This window comes from Saccharopolyspora karakumensis (assembly GCF_004349225.1).
In the GTDB taxonomy this organism is placed as follows: domain Bacteria; phylum Actinomycetota; class Actinomycetes; order Mycobacteriales; family Pseudonocardiaceae; genus Saccharopolyspora; species Saccharopolyspora endophytica.
Window position 1 is genome coordinate 12,677 of sequence record NZ_SMLA01000048.1, and the last position, 15,107, is coordinate 27,783.

Annotated in this window: 14 protein-coding genes; 8 read left to right on the forward strand and 6 right to left on the reverse strand. The window is 70.0% G+C overall.

Annotated features, from left to right (window positions below):
• The first annotated feature begins 48 nt into the window (after positions 1-48).
• From E1202_RS24200 to E1202_RS24215, 4 genes are read left to right on the forward strand one after another with little or no spacing between them, the layout of a single operon-like run.
• Entirely contained in the window at positions 49-807 is a 759-nt protein-coding gene (locus tag E1202_RS24200) for a Crp/Fnr family transcriptional regulator (RefSeq protein ID WP_132685434.1), read from the forward strand.
• A 27-nt stretch (positions 808-834) separates the two neighbouring features.
• A complete protein-coding gene (locus E1202_RS24205) occupies positions 835-1,875 on the forward strand; it encodes an AAA family ATPase (protein ID WP_132685435.1) in 1,041 nt (346 codons plus the stop codon).
• Positions 1,860-2,816 (forward strand): DUF58 domain-containing protein, encoded by a 957-nt coding sequence (locus E1202_RS24210; protein WP_132685436.1) that lies wholly within the window; start codon positions 1,860-1,862, stop codon positions 2,814-2,816. The genes E1202_RS24205 and E1202_RS24210 overlap by 16 nt, the downstream gene beginning before the upstream one ends.
• Positions 2,804-3,742, forward strand: a complete 939-nt coding sequence (locus E1202_RS24215) for a VWA domain-containing protein (RefSeq protein WP_132685437.1) — start codon at positions 2,804-2,806, stop codon at positions 3,740-3,742. The genes E1202_RS24210 and E1202_RS24215 overlap by 13 nt, the downstream gene beginning before the upstream one ends.
• 12 nt (positions 3,743-3,754) lie before the next feature.
• On the opposite strand, the gene E1202_RS24220 is transcribed toward E1202_RS24215, so the two are convergent.
• The gene (locus E1202_RS24220) at positions 3,755-4,063 is read right to left on the reverse strand and encodes a zf-HC2 domain-containing protein (protein WP_132685438.1); all 309 of its coding nucleotides are present in this window, start codon (positions 4,061-4,063) and stop codon (positions 3,755-3,757) included.
• 345 nt (positions 4,064-4,408) lie between these two features.
• Here E1202_RS24220 and E1202_RS24225 point away from each other — a divergent pair, with 345 nt between their 5' ends.
• Positions 4,409-4,945 (forward strand): RNA polymerase sigma factor, encoded by a 537-nt coding sequence (locus E1202_RS24225; protein ID WP_132685439.1) that lies wholly within the window; start codon positions 4,409-4,411, stop codon positions 4,943-4,945.
• Between the two features lie 9 nt (positions 4,946-4,954).
• Here the strand turns inward: E1202_RS24225 and E1202_RS24230 are convergent, their stop codons facing one another.
• Together E1202_RS24230 and E1202_RS24235 are read right to left on the reverse strand one after the other, a co-directional pair.
• Positions 4,955-5,908: a S1C family serine protease gene (locus E1202_RS24230; RefSeq protein WP_132685440.1), complete on the reverse strand. Its 954-nt coding sequence runs from the start codon at positions 5,906-5,908 to the stop codon at positions 4,955-4,957.
• 408 nt (positions 5,909-6,316) lie between these two features.
• Positions 6,317-7,648, reverse strand: coding sequence for an oxygenase MpaB family protein (locus E1202_RS24235; protein ID WP_132685441.1), 1,332 nt, complete (start codon positions 7,646-7,648; stop codon positions 6,317-6,319).
• Between the two features lie 63 nt (positions 7,649-7,711).
• On the opposite strand from E1202_RS24235, the gene E1202_RS24240 reads away from it, so the two are divergent.
• The gene (locus tag E1202_RS24240; protein WP_207918898.1) at positions 7,712-8,326 is read left to right on the forward strand and encodes a TetR/AcrR family transcriptional regulator; all 615 of its coding nucleotides are present in this window, start codon (positions 7,712-7,714) and stop codon (positions 8,324-8,326) included.
• A 46-nt stretch (positions 8,327-8,372) separates the two neighbouring features.
• Here the strand turns inward: E1202_RS24240 and E1202_RS24245 are convergent, their stop codons facing one another.
• Together E1202_RS24245 and E1202_RS24250 are read right to left on the reverse strand one after the other, a co-directional pair.
• On the reverse strand, positions 8,373-9,623 hold the full coding sequence (locus E1202_RS24245) for an SLC13 family permease (RefSeq protein ID WP_207918899.1): 1,251 nt from the start codon (positions 9,621-9,623) through the stop codon (positions 8,373-8,375).
• 32 nt (positions 9,624-9,655) lie between these two features.
• Positions 9,656-10,759, reverse strand: a complete 1,104-nt coding sequence (locus E1202_RS24250) for a PrpF domain-containing protein (RefSeq protein ID WP_132685442.1) — start codon at positions 10,757-10,759, stop codon at positions 9,656-9,658.
• A 119-nt stretch (positions 10,760-10,878) separates the two neighbouring features.
• Here E1202_RS24250 and E1202_RS24255 point away from each other — a divergent pair, with 119 nt between their 5' ends.
• Entirely contained in the window at positions 10,879-11,832 is a 954-nt protein-coding gene (locus tag E1202_RS24255; RefSeq protein WP_132685443.1) for a LysR family transcriptional regulator, read from the forward strand.
• 50 nt (positions 11,833-11,882) lie between these two features.
• Positions 11,883-12,416, forward strand: a complete 534-nt coding sequence (locus E1202_RS24260) for an isochorismatase family protein (RefSeq protein ID WP_132685444.1) — start codon at positions 11,883-11,885, stop codon at positions 12,414-12,416.
• Here E1202_RS24260 and E1202_RS24265 read toward each other — a convergent pair.
• Positions 12,404-15,082, reverse strand: coding sequence for a helix-turn-helix transcriptional regulator (locus tag E1202_RS24265; RefSeq protein ID WP_235878964.1), 2,679 nt, complete (start codon positions 15,080-15,082; stop codon positions 12,404-12,406). The two genes, E1202_RS24260 and E1202_RS24265, sit on opposite strands and share 13 nt — an antisense overlap.
• Between the last annotated feature and the right edge of the window lie 25 nt (positions 15,083-15,107).

Genomic DNA, 15,107 nt, shown 5'->3' on the forward strand with positions numbered 1-15,107 from the left:
GCGACTCCTCGGAGCGAGGCACACCACTACAGCGGAGGAGGCGCAACGATGTCGGAGACACCGTCGCGCGCCACCGGCGAACCGGCCCCGTCAGCGAGATCCCACGACCCGACGACGGGGCCGTCGGCCGCCTACCCGGCGCCGCACCGGGACCCCCTCTCCGGGACGTGCTCGTTCATCGACCAGCAGTTGCGCGCCGCGCTTCGCGTGCTCGCGCCCAAGCTGCGGCACCACAAGCTCTCACCCGGAGACCGCATCTTCAGCGTGGGTGCGAGGGTGGGGGCGATCTCCATCATCGAACGGGGCCTCGTGGCACTGCGCAGCCCCGGTTCGGCGACGCTGATGCTCCTGCGGGAGAGCGGGATAGTCGGCGACGTCGAGGTGATGACCGAGATCCGGGCGGAGAAGGAAGCGACCGCCCTGCTCGACACCGACATCATCCGCCTGCCCGGCGACGAGTTCCGCTGGCTGATCCAGCGCTACCCGGAGTTCGCCTTGCGGTGGAGCGATGCGATGGCGTGCCGGATGGCCGGTTACGAACGCCGACTGCTCGACATGCTGGCCGGCGATCTGCGGGCGCAGGTCTCGTCCCTGCTGCTGCACGAGTTCGCCGATTCCGACGTCACGCACCTGACCCACCAGATGATCGCCGAACTGCTCGGCGTGCAGCGCACCAGCATCAGCCGCGTGGTGAGCCAGCTCGCCCATCACGAGATCGTCGAGAGCGGTTACGCGCACATGCGATTGCGCGACCGCGCCGCGCTCGCCCGTGCCGCGCTCGGGTATTCGGCGGGTGGCCACACCTGAGGTCTCTACCAGGCGGGAGTTCGACCAATGAACGAGAACACGGCGTGGAACCTGGGTGAGGAATCCGAAATCCTCCGCCATCGCGAAGGAGAGGTGATGCGCGGCCTGCTCTGGGAGCTGAAGAAGGTCATCGTGGGCCACGAGCCGGAGACCGAGGAGATCGTCGTATGCCTGCTCGCCGGTGGCCACTGCTTGCTCGAGGGGCTGCCCGGAGTCGCCAAGACGCTGACCATCAAGACCCTCGCCCAAGCCGTCGACGTGGATTTCACCCGCATCCAGTTCACCCCCGACCTCGTTCCGTCGGACATCGTCGGGACGCGCATCTACCGGGCCTCGCGCGAGGAGTTCGACATCGAACTGGGCCCGGTGTTCACCAACTTCGTGCTCGCCGACGAGATCAACCGCGCACCGGCGAAGGTGCAGTCGGCGATGCTGGAGGTCATGGCCGAGCGGCAGGTCAGCATCGGCGGGCAGACGTGGGCGATGCCGCGCCCGTTCCTGGTGATGGCCACGCAGAACCCGATCGAGACCGAGGGCGTCTACCCGCTTCCCGAAGCGCAGCGGGACCGCTTCCTCGTCAAGATCCTCATCAACTACCCGCAGGCCGGCGACGAGCTGGAGATCGTCCGGCGGATGAGCACCGGAACACCGGTCCCGAAGCAGGTGCTCGACGCCGAGCGGCTCACCGCGCTGCAGGACGCCGCCACCCAGGTCTACGTCGATCCGCTGGTCATGGAGTACGCGGTGGCGCTGGTGATGTCCACCCGCACGCCCAGCGAGCTCGGTTTCGGCGACATCGCGCCCTATCTCGCGGTCGGCGCGAGTCCGCGCGCCAGTCTCGGCCTGATCGCCGCCGCCCGGGCGTTCGCGCTCATCCACGGCCGCGGCTACGCCGTTCCCGAGGACGTCCACCACCTCGCGCCCGCGGTGCTGCGGCACCGGCTGGTCCTGACCTACGAGGCGCTGGCGGACGGCGTCACCGCCGACGACATCATCCACAAGCTGCTGGATCGCGTGCACCAACCCCGGCCGGCCAAGACCAGGTCTTCGCTGTGGGGTCGGTCCTGATGCGGGCCCACCACGAGCAGCCCGCCACCCGGAGGGTGCTGGCTCAGCTGGAACTGCTCATCTCGCAGCGACTGGCCGGAGCTGTGCACGGCGACTACCAGGGCTTCTTCCCGGGTCCGGGCGACGAGGCCGGTGAGGGACGGCTCTACGTGCCCGGAGACGACGTGCGCATGATCGACTGGAACCTCTCGGCCCGCACGACCCACACCCACGTCCGGGACCCGATCCGGGATCACGAGCTCGACGTGTGGCTGGTCGTGGACCTGTCCGCGAGCCAGTCCTTCGGCACCCGGGGTGGCGAGAAGCGGGAACTCGCGCTGTTCGGCGCTGCCGCGTTCGGGTTCGCCGCCACGTGGCTGGCGAACCGCATCGGCGCGGTCCTGCTCGTCGACGGCGATTCCGAGGTCAGGCCGCTCCGCTCGGGCAAGATCCACCTGCAGGCGACCCTGCACCGCATCGCGCAGCTCAACATGCGCAGCGCCCGTCCCGAACGCCCCGTCGGCCGCACCGACCTCCGGCCCGCCCTGACCCAGGTCGGGACGGTCGCACGTCGCCGCGGGTTCATCGCGGTCATCTCCGACTTCCTGGTCGAACCGGGTTGGGCCAACGAACTGCACCGGCTGTCCCAACGCCACACGGTGGTGGCCGTCGAACTCGTCGACCCGCTCGAAATGCGGCTTCCCGCGGTCGGATCCTTGGCGGTCGAGGACCCGGAGACCGGTTCCAGGCTGACCGTCGACACCCTCGACGGCCAGCTGCGCGAGCGCTACGAGGAGGCGGCCCGGCAGCAGAGGGAACGGATCGCCTACATCATCCGCAACGCCGGAGCCGAGCACCTGCAGCTCCGCACCGATCAGGACTGGATCGGCCAGCTGGTGCGCTTCTTCCAGCTCCGGCGGCACCGACAATACGGCTATCGGCGGTCATCATGGGTGGTCTGAGCTTCGCGACACCGGCTTGGTTGTGGCTCCTCGTGCTCGTCGCTGCTCTGGCGGTGGGTTATTTTCTCGTCCAGCGACGGCGTCTTCGCTACACGGTCACGCTGACCAACCTCGACCTGCTCGCCTCGGTGATGCCCCGGCGGCCGGCGTGGCGCCGCCACGTGCCGCCCGCGTTGCTGCTGCTCGCCACCCTGATCATGGTGCTCGGCCTGTCCGGGCCGACCGTCCGGATGCCCGATCCGTCGCGGGACAGCGTCGTCATGCTGGCCGTGGACATCTCCCCGTCGATGATGGCCAACGACGTACCGCCGAACCGCTCCGAGGTGATGAAGTCCGCGGTCCGGGACTTCCTGGACTCGGTTCCGGACGACACCCGGGTGGGGCTGGTCAGCTTCGCGGCCTCCGCCAACGTCGACGTCCCGCCCACGCAGGACCACCAAGCGGTCACCGACGCTCTCGGCAGGCTGCAGTACCAGTCGAACACGTCCCTGAGCCAGGCGGTGCTGACGGCGCTGAACACCCTGCGCACCACGGGCGGTAGTTCTGCGGGAATCGTGCTGCTCTCCGATGGCGCGAGCAACACGGGCCCACCGCCGGAGGCGGCGATCGACGCCGCACGCGCCGCCAAGGTCCCGGTCTCGACGATCGCCCTGGGAACGCCGACCGGGAAGGTCCAGCTCTCCAGGGGCCCCGTGGACGTTCCGCTCGACACCCGGGAATTGGAACGCTTCGCGCGGGACACCGGCGGTTTGACGTTCACCGCCGCCAACGAAGCGCAGTTGCAGGCCATCTACAGCAACATCGGCGAGTCGGTCACGCCGCCGATCGTTCCGGTCGACATCAGCAGCTGGTTCTTCCTCTCCGCGCTCATCGCAATGGTCGCGGCCGCCGCGTTGTCACTCGTGTGGTTCGCAAGAATGCCGTGATGTCGGTGAATTTCAATCCCAGTCGCGCAAACCCATCGCGAACTGTCGCAATCGAGACGATGCGGCGCGGTCGACGAAACCCTTGCGCTCCGCGAGGCTGCGCTTGATGTCGAGGTAGAGCCTCGTTTCCGCTTCGCACCCCCGGCACGAGTCCAGGTGGCGCTCGAACTCCTCGAGCTCCGATGGAGCCAGGTCCCGGTCGATGTACCGCTGCAAAAGGGAAAGCGCCTCCACGCATTGCCTGGTGCGCTCATCCTTGGCGCGCTGCGCCCACTGCTGTGACCGGTGGTCTCGCCGCAGGGGTTGGAACCATGCTGACACGGCACACCACCTTCCCGGCTCTCACCTCGCGTGGGTGCAGACAAATCCCATTCTACACCGCAGTTCTCAGCTTCGATCCCGCATCGGGAGGCACTCGTCCACATCTTCGGCGTGTGACTTTGTGCCCTTAATGCCACCTCGAATACCCAGGATCCTTGGCATTAAGCCGGATCGCTCCGAAGAACAACACGATTGGCATTGGATGGAAGACCTCGAGCTCCGTCCGCGGTAGCGCTGAACGGTGTCGCGGGACGCGGCCACGATGCGCCGGGCCGGTCGCAAAGAGCAAGTGTCTTCCACGAAGAAGGGGGTGTCGAGGCAGTGGACAAGTCCGACACTTTCTCCGTGGTCGAAAGGCAGCAGCTGTTCGACCGGTACATAGTCCCGGAGATCCCACTGCTGCTGCGGGTCGCGCGATCCCTCACCGACCAACCCGCCGACGCCGAGGACCTGGTTCAGGACGCACTGCTGCTGGCGTACCGCGGGATCACGAGTTTCGACGGCTACTTCCCACGTGCGTGGCTGCTGCGGATCCTCCACAACACCCACGTCAGCAGGGTTCGCCGTCGCACTCCTCTGCTCATCTTCGGCACCAGCGATCGCGAAGAGACCATCAGCGATCCGGCACCGCACGTCTCACCGGAGAGCGTCGTCGTTGACGATTCCTTCGGCTACGCCGTCCAGAAAGCCCTCGGCATGTTGCGACAGCCGAACAAGAGGGTGATCGCCCTCGTGGACATCGAGGGACTTTCCTACGCGGAGGCCGCGATCGTGCTCGACGTCCCGATCGGGACCGTGGTGAGCCGCCTGCACCGGGCCCGCAAGCAGATTCGCGAACACCTGGCGGACCACGGCGTCGGCCCGCACCGGCACGGTTGGTGACTCCTCCTACTACCGGGCAGGACCGTCGACGAGCCCGCGAGCCTGGTCGATCGGGACGGTGAACCCGAGTCCGGCCGCCTCGCCGCCCTTCTTGGTGCCCGCGACAGCGGTGTTGATGCCGACGACCTCGCCGTCCATGTTGACCAGCGGACCACCGGAGTTGCCGTGGTTGATCGCGGCGTCGGTCTGGATGGCGTTGCCGAGTCCGGACCCGTTCCCGGTCGGGACGGTGCGGTGCAGCGCGCTGACGATCCCGCTGGTGACCGTGCCGGGCAGGCCCAGCGGCGAACCGACGGCGATGACCTGCTGACCGACCTCGGGCTCCGACCCGTAGGCGAGCTTCGCGGGCGTCAGATCCTTCACCCCGTCGGCCTGGACGACCGCGAGATCGGCACGGGGATCCTGCTGCAGGACCCGGGCCGGCGCCTTCTTGCCGTCGTTGAACGTCACCGTGAGCTTGGCGCCGTTCGCCGCCTTGGCCACGACGTGGTTGTTGGTCAGGATCCGCCCGCCCTCGTCGACGATGACGCCGCTACCGGTGCTCTTGCTGTCCGGGCCGGCGAGGTCGAGCGACACGACGCTGGGCTGCACGGCAGCCGCGGTCGCCTGCGGGGACGCGGAGGGCTGCGAAGCGTAGGAGGCGATCCCGTAGGTCGCGGCGGCGGTGGCGCCGCTGCTCAACAGCGCCGCGGCCACGACCACGGCGGTCACGCCGTGGCGCTTGGGCGAACGCTTCAGACCGACGTGCTCGGGAAGACGGGGGCGAGGCGTCTGCTTGAACAGCTCGCCCAGCTTGTCCATCGACGACGGCCGGGGAGCCTCGTCGCTCGACGGTTCAGCTGTCGCGGTCTCGGTCTCCGCCGGACCGGTCGAGCCCCACGGGTCATAGCTGAAGGGGTAGTCGTTGCGCACCCGCTGGTACTGGGCGGGCGTGTACGGAGTGTGAGTAGGGGCTTGCTCCATGGCCGAAAGTCTCCGTATCACACCCGAAGATCGCCAGGCTTTCTTACGTAGGGTGCATCACTCCACGCCTGGTCAGGACTAAGTACCCGGAAACTCATCAGCCTTCCGGGTGAAGATCGGGACGTCGGTAACGGTGCCTCTCCGGAGGCGCGGGCTGAGACAGGCGGGAACGGAGTGGCTTCTGCGCCAGCCGGGGCGAATGTGACTCCGCTCCACCGCGATCCGGTCGGCCGAGGAGTCACCCTACGTGCGCCCGCGCCGACCAGGATTCACGACAACGCCTGCACGGCGGGCATTTCCCAACACGCTACCAACGTCGTGCGGACGAGTCACCTCGACCGCGCCCGACGCCCGGTGAAACCGGGCGCCCGTCACGCATCCCTCGGTCTCGGCGATCGGAACCCCGGGTCAGGTCGCACTCCTGGTTGCCTTGCGGGGGTACGTGGCGGCATCGGTGGCGTACTCGGGATTTCCGTATTCGGCGAGCCGCTGCTTGACCACGCGCGTGGTGTAGCAGTCGGTCAGCCCCCGCAGGAGGGGTTGGCCGGCGACGACGGACATCGCCACGAACCGTCCGAGCACGAACGGCGCGGTGGCGGCCACGCACGCGGCGTCGACCGGTCCGAACTGGACGCTCATGGCTTCCGCCCGCTTGAGGTCACCGCCGCAGATCCCCAGGAAGAAGGCCCGGCTCCAGCTGCGCTCCACGGTTTCGGCGGCCTGGTCGAGCAACGAGTTCCCCTGCCGGAGGTCGGCGGTCATGGTGGAGCGGACCAGCTCCCCGCAGGTCGCGTCGTCGAAGCCGCGGCGCAGCGTCGCCGCCCGCGCGTGGAAGACCTCGATGATCCCGGACGCCGTGGTGGGCAGGAGCTCTTCGGGCAGTCCGAGCAGGAAGCACCGGTACCGGCTGAACTCCAGCATCGCGCGCTCGCGCGGGGAGAACTCGTCGCGTCCGGCGCTCTTGGCGAGCACCGCCGCCAGGTACATGTTGAACAGACCGGCCGGCATCTGGTCGACCTGCGGCACCGGCACCCCGTACACCTCGGGGTCCCAGCCCTCGGGGCTGGTGAGCGCGTTGCAGCGCACCATCGAATGCATCAGCCGCACCATGGCTGCGGCCTGGAAGCCCTCCCCGTAGCGCTCCAGGGCTCCCGGCAACGTCGTCACCGCAAAGAAGTTCGCGGTCTCGTTGACCCGGCGGGAGGCCCGGCGACCGGTGAGCGCGCCGGTCAGCGCCATCGGGAGGGCGGCGTAGGTGTTGATGAAGGTCGCGAGGAACGCGCCGCGGGTGATGTAGGGGGACAGGAACGCCGCCCCGATGCGCAGCTGCCGCGCGCCCTCCTCGACCAGCTCCACCTCGAGCCAATCCGGCGTCGCTTCCATCGATTCGACGAACGCGCGCAGCTCGTCGGGCGCGTCGGCCACGGAATCGACGCCCGACCGGCACGCCTTGCGCAGCATGTCGATCAAGCTCTTGGCGCCGTGCTGCTTCGCCAGCGCCGCGTAGGGGTCGGCCACGACGTCGCCGAGCATGGTGGTGGTCCGGATCAGCTCGACGGCCCGCTCGTCGGCGAGGACGGAGTCGCGATCGGCGACCCAGGCGGGCAGGTCGGACCTCACCTGCGGGTCGGTCGTGAACCGGTGCGGGGTGCGGTCGAAGTCGATCGAGCCGTAGAGATCGGGAATCCGCCGGTGTTGTGCGCGGACGCGGTCGGCGAGTTCAGGATGGTGGAGCGCCATTGCGACACCTCAACTTTCAACCTGTTAATTCAGACTGACAGGTTGTCAGTTAGAGTGTCAAGGGTGAGCGGATCCCCCAGCGCGCGCAAGCGGATGAGCGCGGCCGACCGCCGCGAGCAGATCCTCGACGTCACGCACGACATCGTCGACGCGGAGGGATTCCACGCCGCGACGCCCAACCGCATCGCCGAGGCCGCGGGCATCACCCGCCCGGTGCTCTACCAGCTCTTCGGCGACATCGCGGGCCTTTTCGTCGCGCTCGTCGACCGCGAGTCCGAGCGAGCGGGCATCCAGTTCGCGCGAGTGACTTCGCAGCTCGGCGGAATCCCGGAAGACGACCGGCTCGTCGGCACGTTCTGCGGCGTGCTCAACGCCGTCGACGAGCGCCCCGCGACCTGGCGGCTGTTCCTGTTCCCGCCCCAGGGCGCTCCCCCGGAACTGCACCAGCGGCTCGCCGAATCCGAAGAGCTCGTCCTGCGATTCCTCCAGCAGGAGCTCGAACGCACCTTCCCGCGCATGCCCGACCCCGAGTACACCGCCAGGATGGTGCACGCCTCCGGCCGCGAACTGCTGCAACGCCGCCTCGTCGACCCCACCCACGCCACCACCGAACGCCTCGTGGCCCTCGTCCGGCACGTGCGGGCCTGGGTGCTGCCGGCGCAGAACCTCCCGACTTGACAGCACCGCCGGCACGGAAGTCCCGCGCCGGCGGTGCTCACCGAGCTCAGAGGGATGCGGGCACGACCAGGAAGCTCCAGGCCAGGACCGGCCCGATTCCCACGATTCCCGCCGTGTAGCCGATGATCTGCTTGTAGAACTTCTCCCGGTCGACGCCTCGGGCGTTGCTGAGCACGAGCGCACCGTTGGTGGAGAACGGCGAGGTGTCCACGATCGTCGTCGAGATCGCCAGCGCCGCGACGAGACCGACCGCGCTGAGGTGGCTGGCCAGCAGCAGCGGCACGGCGATCGGGATGATCGCGGTGAGGATCGCCGTCGACGAGGCGAACGCCGACACCACCGCCACGACCAGGCACAGCAGCAGCGCGACGAACAGCGGAGCTCCCATTCCGGCGGCGCCGTGCGAGATCGTCTCGATCGTGCCCGCCTTCTCCAGGATCTCCACGTAAGTCACCATGCCCGCGACCAGCAGGATGGTGGACCAGCTGATCCCCTCGACCGCCTTGGACTGGTTCTTCATGTCCACCAGCGCCAGCACCGCGCCCGCGACCAGGGCCAGGAACCCGATCTCCAGGTGGAAGACCAGCGCCCCCACCACCAGCGCGGCCAGCGCGACCAGCGTGAGCCCCTGCCGCCACGTCACGTTCGGCTCGGCCGCGGACTCCACGTCCTCCCCGACCGACTCGGCAGAGGCCTCCGGGGTCCTGCGGCGCAGCAGCAGGAAGGTCAGCACCGACAACAGCACGTTGAACCCGAAGCTGGCCAGGAACAGCGCCAACGGGGACACCGCGAGCGGGGTGTTGCCGACCATGCCCAGCACCAGCGCGCCCGAGACCGCGATCGGCGAGAAGGCCCCGGCGTGGGCGCCGCTGATGACCATCATGCCGATCATCAGCTGGCTGATGCCGTAGCGGTAGGCGAAGTTCATGCCGACCGGCACCAGCAGCGCCACCGCGGCCGGGGTGAAGGTGCCGAAGGCGGTGAGCACCGCCGCGACGCCGAACAGCACCCACGGCACCAGCGCGGCCTTGCCGCGCACGAGCCTGATCCCGACCCGCACCAGCAGGTCGATCGTGCCGTTGCGCTGCGCCACCGAGAACAGGTAGGTGACACCGACGATCGTGACGAACAACGAGACGGGGAAACCCTCGAAGATCTCGTCCTCGGTGAGCCCGAGCGAGGCGGTGCCCACGACGAACGCACCGATGAAGGCCAGGATCCCGATGTTGATCGGTAACAGGGTCGCGACGACGAACATCACGCCGAGCGCGCCGATGGAGATCATTTCAGCAGACATCTTTGTCCTTGAGGTGGGAATCAGGCGGAATGCTAGGCGGGAATCGACTCGGGAACCACGATGTCGGCCGCGCAGAGGATGCGGGCGGCGCGGCGGACGGTGACCCGCCGAGGGCCCGACGTGGTGAGATCACCGCTGGTGACGGCGATGACACCGGCTGAGGTGGCGATCCGGAGCTCGGTCGCGCCGGGGGCGCTGGAGGCCGAGCGGACGACGGAACCGTCGAGCAGGTTGGCGACCGCGACGCCGACCGCCGAGGTGAGCCCGATCGCCGGGTGCGGGGCGTTCATCGACAGCATCCGCACCGAGACGTCGTGCTCGGTGGCGGCGACCTCGTCGCCCAGCTGGGTCCGGTAGGCGCGCGGCGGCCCGACGATGCCGACCTTCGGCACCGCGTCGCTGACGACCGCACCGGGTGAGCCCAGACCCATGCGCTCGGCCGCGCGGTGCCGGAACCGCCGCAGCGGTTCCACGAGGTCGCCCATCTCGCGCAGGCTTTCGGCGCCGGTGAGGCCTTCGGCGTCCAGCAGGACCATCGGCGCACCGGCGTCGATCATCGTGACCCGGGCCCGCATCCCGTCGACCTCCCACTCCTCGAGCACCTCGCCCGCGGGCAGCAGCGCGCCGGTGGTGCCCCCGGCCGGGCTCAGGAACGTCAGCCCGACCGCCACTCCCCCGGCTCGGGTCCCCGGAACGGTCTGGGTGCCGAACTCCGGCACCTTCCCGTGCGGCGTGTCCACTTCCGCTTCCAGGACCGCGCCGGTGTTGGTGTTGCGCATGACCACGCGGGTGCGGTCACCGCTGACCGGGACCAGTCCCCGGGCCACCGACCACAGCGCGATCGCCGTCGCGCAGTTGCCGCAGTTGCTGCCCCACTCCACGCGCCCGACCCCGATCCCGACCTGCGCGAACAGGTAGTCCACGTGCACGCCGGGCGTGCCGGAGGGCCGCACGACCGCGGCTTTCGACGTGGTCGGGGTGGCACCGCCGATGCCGTCGAGCTGGACGGGATCGGCGGCGCCGTAGGCGTTGACCAGCAGCGCCTCGATGTCGCTCACCGACGTGGGCAGCTCGGCTTCGTCGAACAACCAACACTTGCTGGTGCCGCCGCGGACCAGCGTTGCCGGAACGTGCACGCCAACCTTCTTCCTCGATCCGAATCGTTGGCGCTCACCCTGACAAGACCAGCGACTTCAGTACAATGTTCATGTACTTAGGCTGGCTTAAGCAGAGCTGAAGGCTCTTGGGAGGCTCGGTGCTCGACGTCCGCAGGGTGTTGCTGCTGGTGGAGGCCGCCGAACTCGGTTCGCTCACCGCCGCGGCCGACGCGCTGGCCATCACCCCGTCCGCCGCGTCGCAGCAGATGTCCCGCCTGGAAGCGGAGGTCGGTCAGCCGCTGTTGCACCGCTTGCCACGCGGGGTCCGGCTCACCGACGCCGGGCACGCGCTGGCCGAGCGCGGCCGTGCCATCCGCCGCGAACTCCGCGGCGCGCAAGCGGATCTGGAGTCGCTGGCCCAGCTCGACCAGGGCACGCTGCGCCTCGGCTCGTTCCCGACCGCCAGCGCCTCGCTGCTGCCGCTGGCGCTGACCCGGTTCTCCCGCAAGCACCCGGGGATGCGGACCGCGGTGCGCTCCGCGCTGTTCGCCGAGCTGCTCGAACTCCTCGACACCGGCGAGATCGAGCTGGCTCTGCTGTGGGACTACGACTGGAACCGCATCGACGAGCAGGCGCTGCACGTCGAGCACCTCCTCGACGACCCGACCGTCCTGGTCGTGCCCGCCAACTCCGAGCTGCTGGAGGAACCGCGCATCAGCCTGGCCGACCTGGCGAGCCAGGAGTGGATCATCCGCGCCGACAACCACCCGGTCGCCGAGGTGCTGCGGCGCAGCTGCCGGCTCGCCGGTTTCGACCCGAAGATCTCCTACGAATCGCACGACTACCAGGAGGCGCAGGCGATGGTGGCCGCCGGCTTGGGGATCGCGATCGCACCGCGCCTGGCGCTGACCAACCGCCGCCACGACGTGCGGCTCGTGCACTTCGCCGACGACGTGCCCGCCCCGACGCGGCGAATCCTGCTGGCCCGCAACGCGAGCAGGCCACCGACACCGGCCGCCTCGGCCATGACCGACATCATCCGCTCGGTCTCCCAGCGCTTCACCGAATCCAACCTCCACCGCACCCAGCTCGGCACCGTGCGCACCGCCTGACGGCGCGTCGCCGGGAAGCCGTCGCGGGAGGTCGTGCCTAGGCTGGTGCCATGCCGCTGCTGCACGCCAACTCCTCGGTCCTGCTGGTCGTGGACCTGCAGGAACGCCTCATGCCGGCCATCGCGGGCGGTTCCGCCGTGCTGGACGACAACGCGCGGCTGCTCCGCGCCGCGACGCGGCTGGGCGTCGACGTCCGGGCCAGCGAGCAGAACCCCGCAGGACTGGGCGCGACCGTCGGCGAGATCGCCGAGCTGCTGCCGCGACCGGCCCAGCCGAAGACGTCCTTCGCCGCCGGGTTCGACCCCGGGCCCGGCACCGTCGTCGTGACCGGGTGCGAGACGCACGTGTGCGTCCTGCAGACGGTCCTGGCGCTGCTGGAACGAGGCCGGGACGTCGCCGTGGTCGCCGACGCCGTCGGCAGTCGCGTCGAGTCCGACCGCGAGCGCGCGCTCGACCGGATGCACTCCCACGGCGCCGACGTCGTCACCACCGAGATGGTGCTCTTCGAGTGGCTGCACGACAGCGACAACCCCGCCTTCCGCGACGTGCTTGAGCTGATCAAGCAGCGGACTCAGTCCTGTTGAGGCAGGCCGGGGTTGTTGCGGGCGGCGAGTTCCGCGCGGGAGCGGATGCCGAGCTTCGCGTAGACGCGGGTGAGGTGGTACTGGACGGTCTTGCTGGACAGGAACAGCTCCGCCGCGACCTCCTTGTTGGACAGTCCCCGGGCGACCAGCCGCGTGACCGATTCCTCCTGCGGGGTCAGGGCATCCGCGGTCGGTTCCGGCCGGGTCCGGTGCACGCCACCGGCTTTGAGCTCGCGGTCGCAGCGCTCGACGTAGGTGGTGGCGCCCATGGCGGCGAAGCCGTCCCGGGCGGCGCTGAGCACGACGTCGGCGCGGGCGCGGCGCCGGAGGCGGCGCAACGTCTGGCCGTAGCTGAAGTTGATGCGGGCCTGGTCGTAGCGCAACGGCAGCCCGCTGATCAGCTCCAGCGCCTCGTCGAACGCCGCCGACGCGGCCCCGACGTCGCCCCGCGCGCCGTGCAGCCGGCCGCGAGCCGCGGTGAGACGGGCGCGCATCGAGGTGTGGCCGCGCTTGGCGGCCAGCTTCTCGTGCGGGACCAGGAACTCGTCGGCCTCGTCGAGGCGGCCTAGCAGGACCAGGGCGTGGGCGTACATGTCCTGCCAGGGCCAGTGGCCGGGTTCGTCGGTGCTGGTGCTCGGTGACGGTCGGGTCAGCGGGTACAGCGCGCGCAGCACGCCGTCGGAGTCGGCGCGGGCCTCGGCCACGTGCGCTCGGGCGAGCTGGCTGGGGACGCGCATGATCTGGTAGTCGCCCGCACCGGTCGCGCTCCCCAACAGGACCTCGTCGGTCTCGGCGAACTCACCGCGCAGCGCGTGCACCGCCGCGGCCGTCCACAGCAGCAGCGGGCCGGTCACCAGGATTCCGGTGCGCTCCTGCATGTCCATCGCTTCGCGGACGGTGGCCAGCGCCTCGTTCCACTCGCCGGTGAGGAACTGGACCCTGGCGAGCCAGGCGCGGGCCCACAACGAGATCCGCGCGGAACCGCCGAGGTAGGCGGTGGGCATGGAGCTCTCGAAGTCGACGCGGGCGTCGTCGACCCGGTCGGTGATCAGGTTGATCCAGCCGCGGGCCATCGTGGCGCGCTGCCACTGCGCGCCGTGGCGCAGCCGGGCGGTGAGCTCGTCGTAGTGGCGCTGGCCCAGCGTCACGCTGCCGGTCGCGGCCAGGCCGAGTCCGCGGATGGCCTCGGCTTCGACCGCGGTCGGCGTGTTGGGGCCCGCCAGCTCGATGGCCCGATCCGCCCACAGGACGAGGTCGCGACCGTCGTAGCGGCAGAGCGCGTCCAGCACGTAGCGCTGGCAGATCAGCGCCGCGGTTTCGGGTTCGCGGTCGGTGTTGACGATGTCCCAGGCTCTCCGGAGCCTGCTGCCCGCTTCGGCCGCGCGACCTCGGACCATGGCGAGGTAGCCGAGAACGGCGTCCCGCAGCGGGGTTTCGCGGATGCTCTCGACCTCGGGGATCAGCGCCGTGGCGCGGAAGACGTCGCCCGCACCGATGAGCGCGTCGACCGCGCGGGTGATCAGCGCCTGCTGGTGCTGCGGATCGTCGGTGAGCCGGCTCGCGTCGCTGAGCAGGGTCGCGGCGGTCCCCCAGGCTCCTCCGGCCGCGCGCTCACCGGCGAGCGCTTCGAGCCGACCGGCCACCTCGGCGTCCGGCACCGGACTGGCGGCGACCAGCAGTCGCAGGGACCGGACCGGGTCGTCGACCAGCTCGGCGGCCCGGCGTTGCAGCGCCGCGCGTCTCGCCGGTCCGAGGACGGTGAGCACGGCGGCGCGCACCATCGGGTCGGGCGGGCTGACGTAGGTGAGCCCGCGCGGGGCCAGCGCGACGAGGCCGGCGGCGGTGGCTTCGTCCATCAGCGGCAGCGGTCCGCCGTCGAGCTCGGCCAGGGACATGACGTTGCGGACCGGGGCGTCGGTGCCCAGCACGGCGGTGGCCTCGGCGAACCCGCGCGCGCTCGGCGTGCACGAAGCGAGGCTCTCGCGCACGAGGGCCTGGACGGAAGCGGGCGCGGGCAAGGTGGGTTCGAACTGCGACCAGGTGGCGCGGGGAAGTTCCGCCAAGAGCTGTGCGGCGGGTCGCGGCCTGCCGAGGGTGTGCCGCCGCAACCGTTCGGCCATCGACGGGTGCAGCGCGACTCCCTGCGCGGCGGCCAGTTCGCTGATCTGCGCGGCGTCCAGCGGCGGGATGCGCGGTGCGTCGGTCGCGATGCGCGGCAGCAGGTCCAGGACTTCGGCGGATGCCCGGCGGTCACCGGTGGTGGAGGTCGCCACCACGCGCAGCGCGGCGTCCGGGTGGTGGCGCTGGGCCGAAGCGAGGGTGCGCAGCGAGTCCAGGTCGCCGAACTGGGCGTCGTGGAGCACCAGAATCGTGCTCGGCGCGAGTCGTGCGACGAGTTCGGCCGCCGTGGCCAGCGGGTTGGACGTCGGCAGACCGGGGAAGAGCTGGGCCAGCAGGGATCCGGGCTGCTCGGCCTCCCACTCCGCGGCCGTGGCGCGCAGGACGGGGCCGTCGTGGCGGCGGGCGAGGTGTTCGGCGAGCGTCGAGCTGCCGATCCCGGGAGGCCCGCTGAGCAGCACGAAACGGCTCCGGCCGGTCCGGAGGGTCTGCTCCAGACCGGCCACGAGCTCGGTCCGCCCGATCAGCGGCTGCGCTGGTCGTGTCACGTCCACCTCGTCGTTGGTCCCAGGC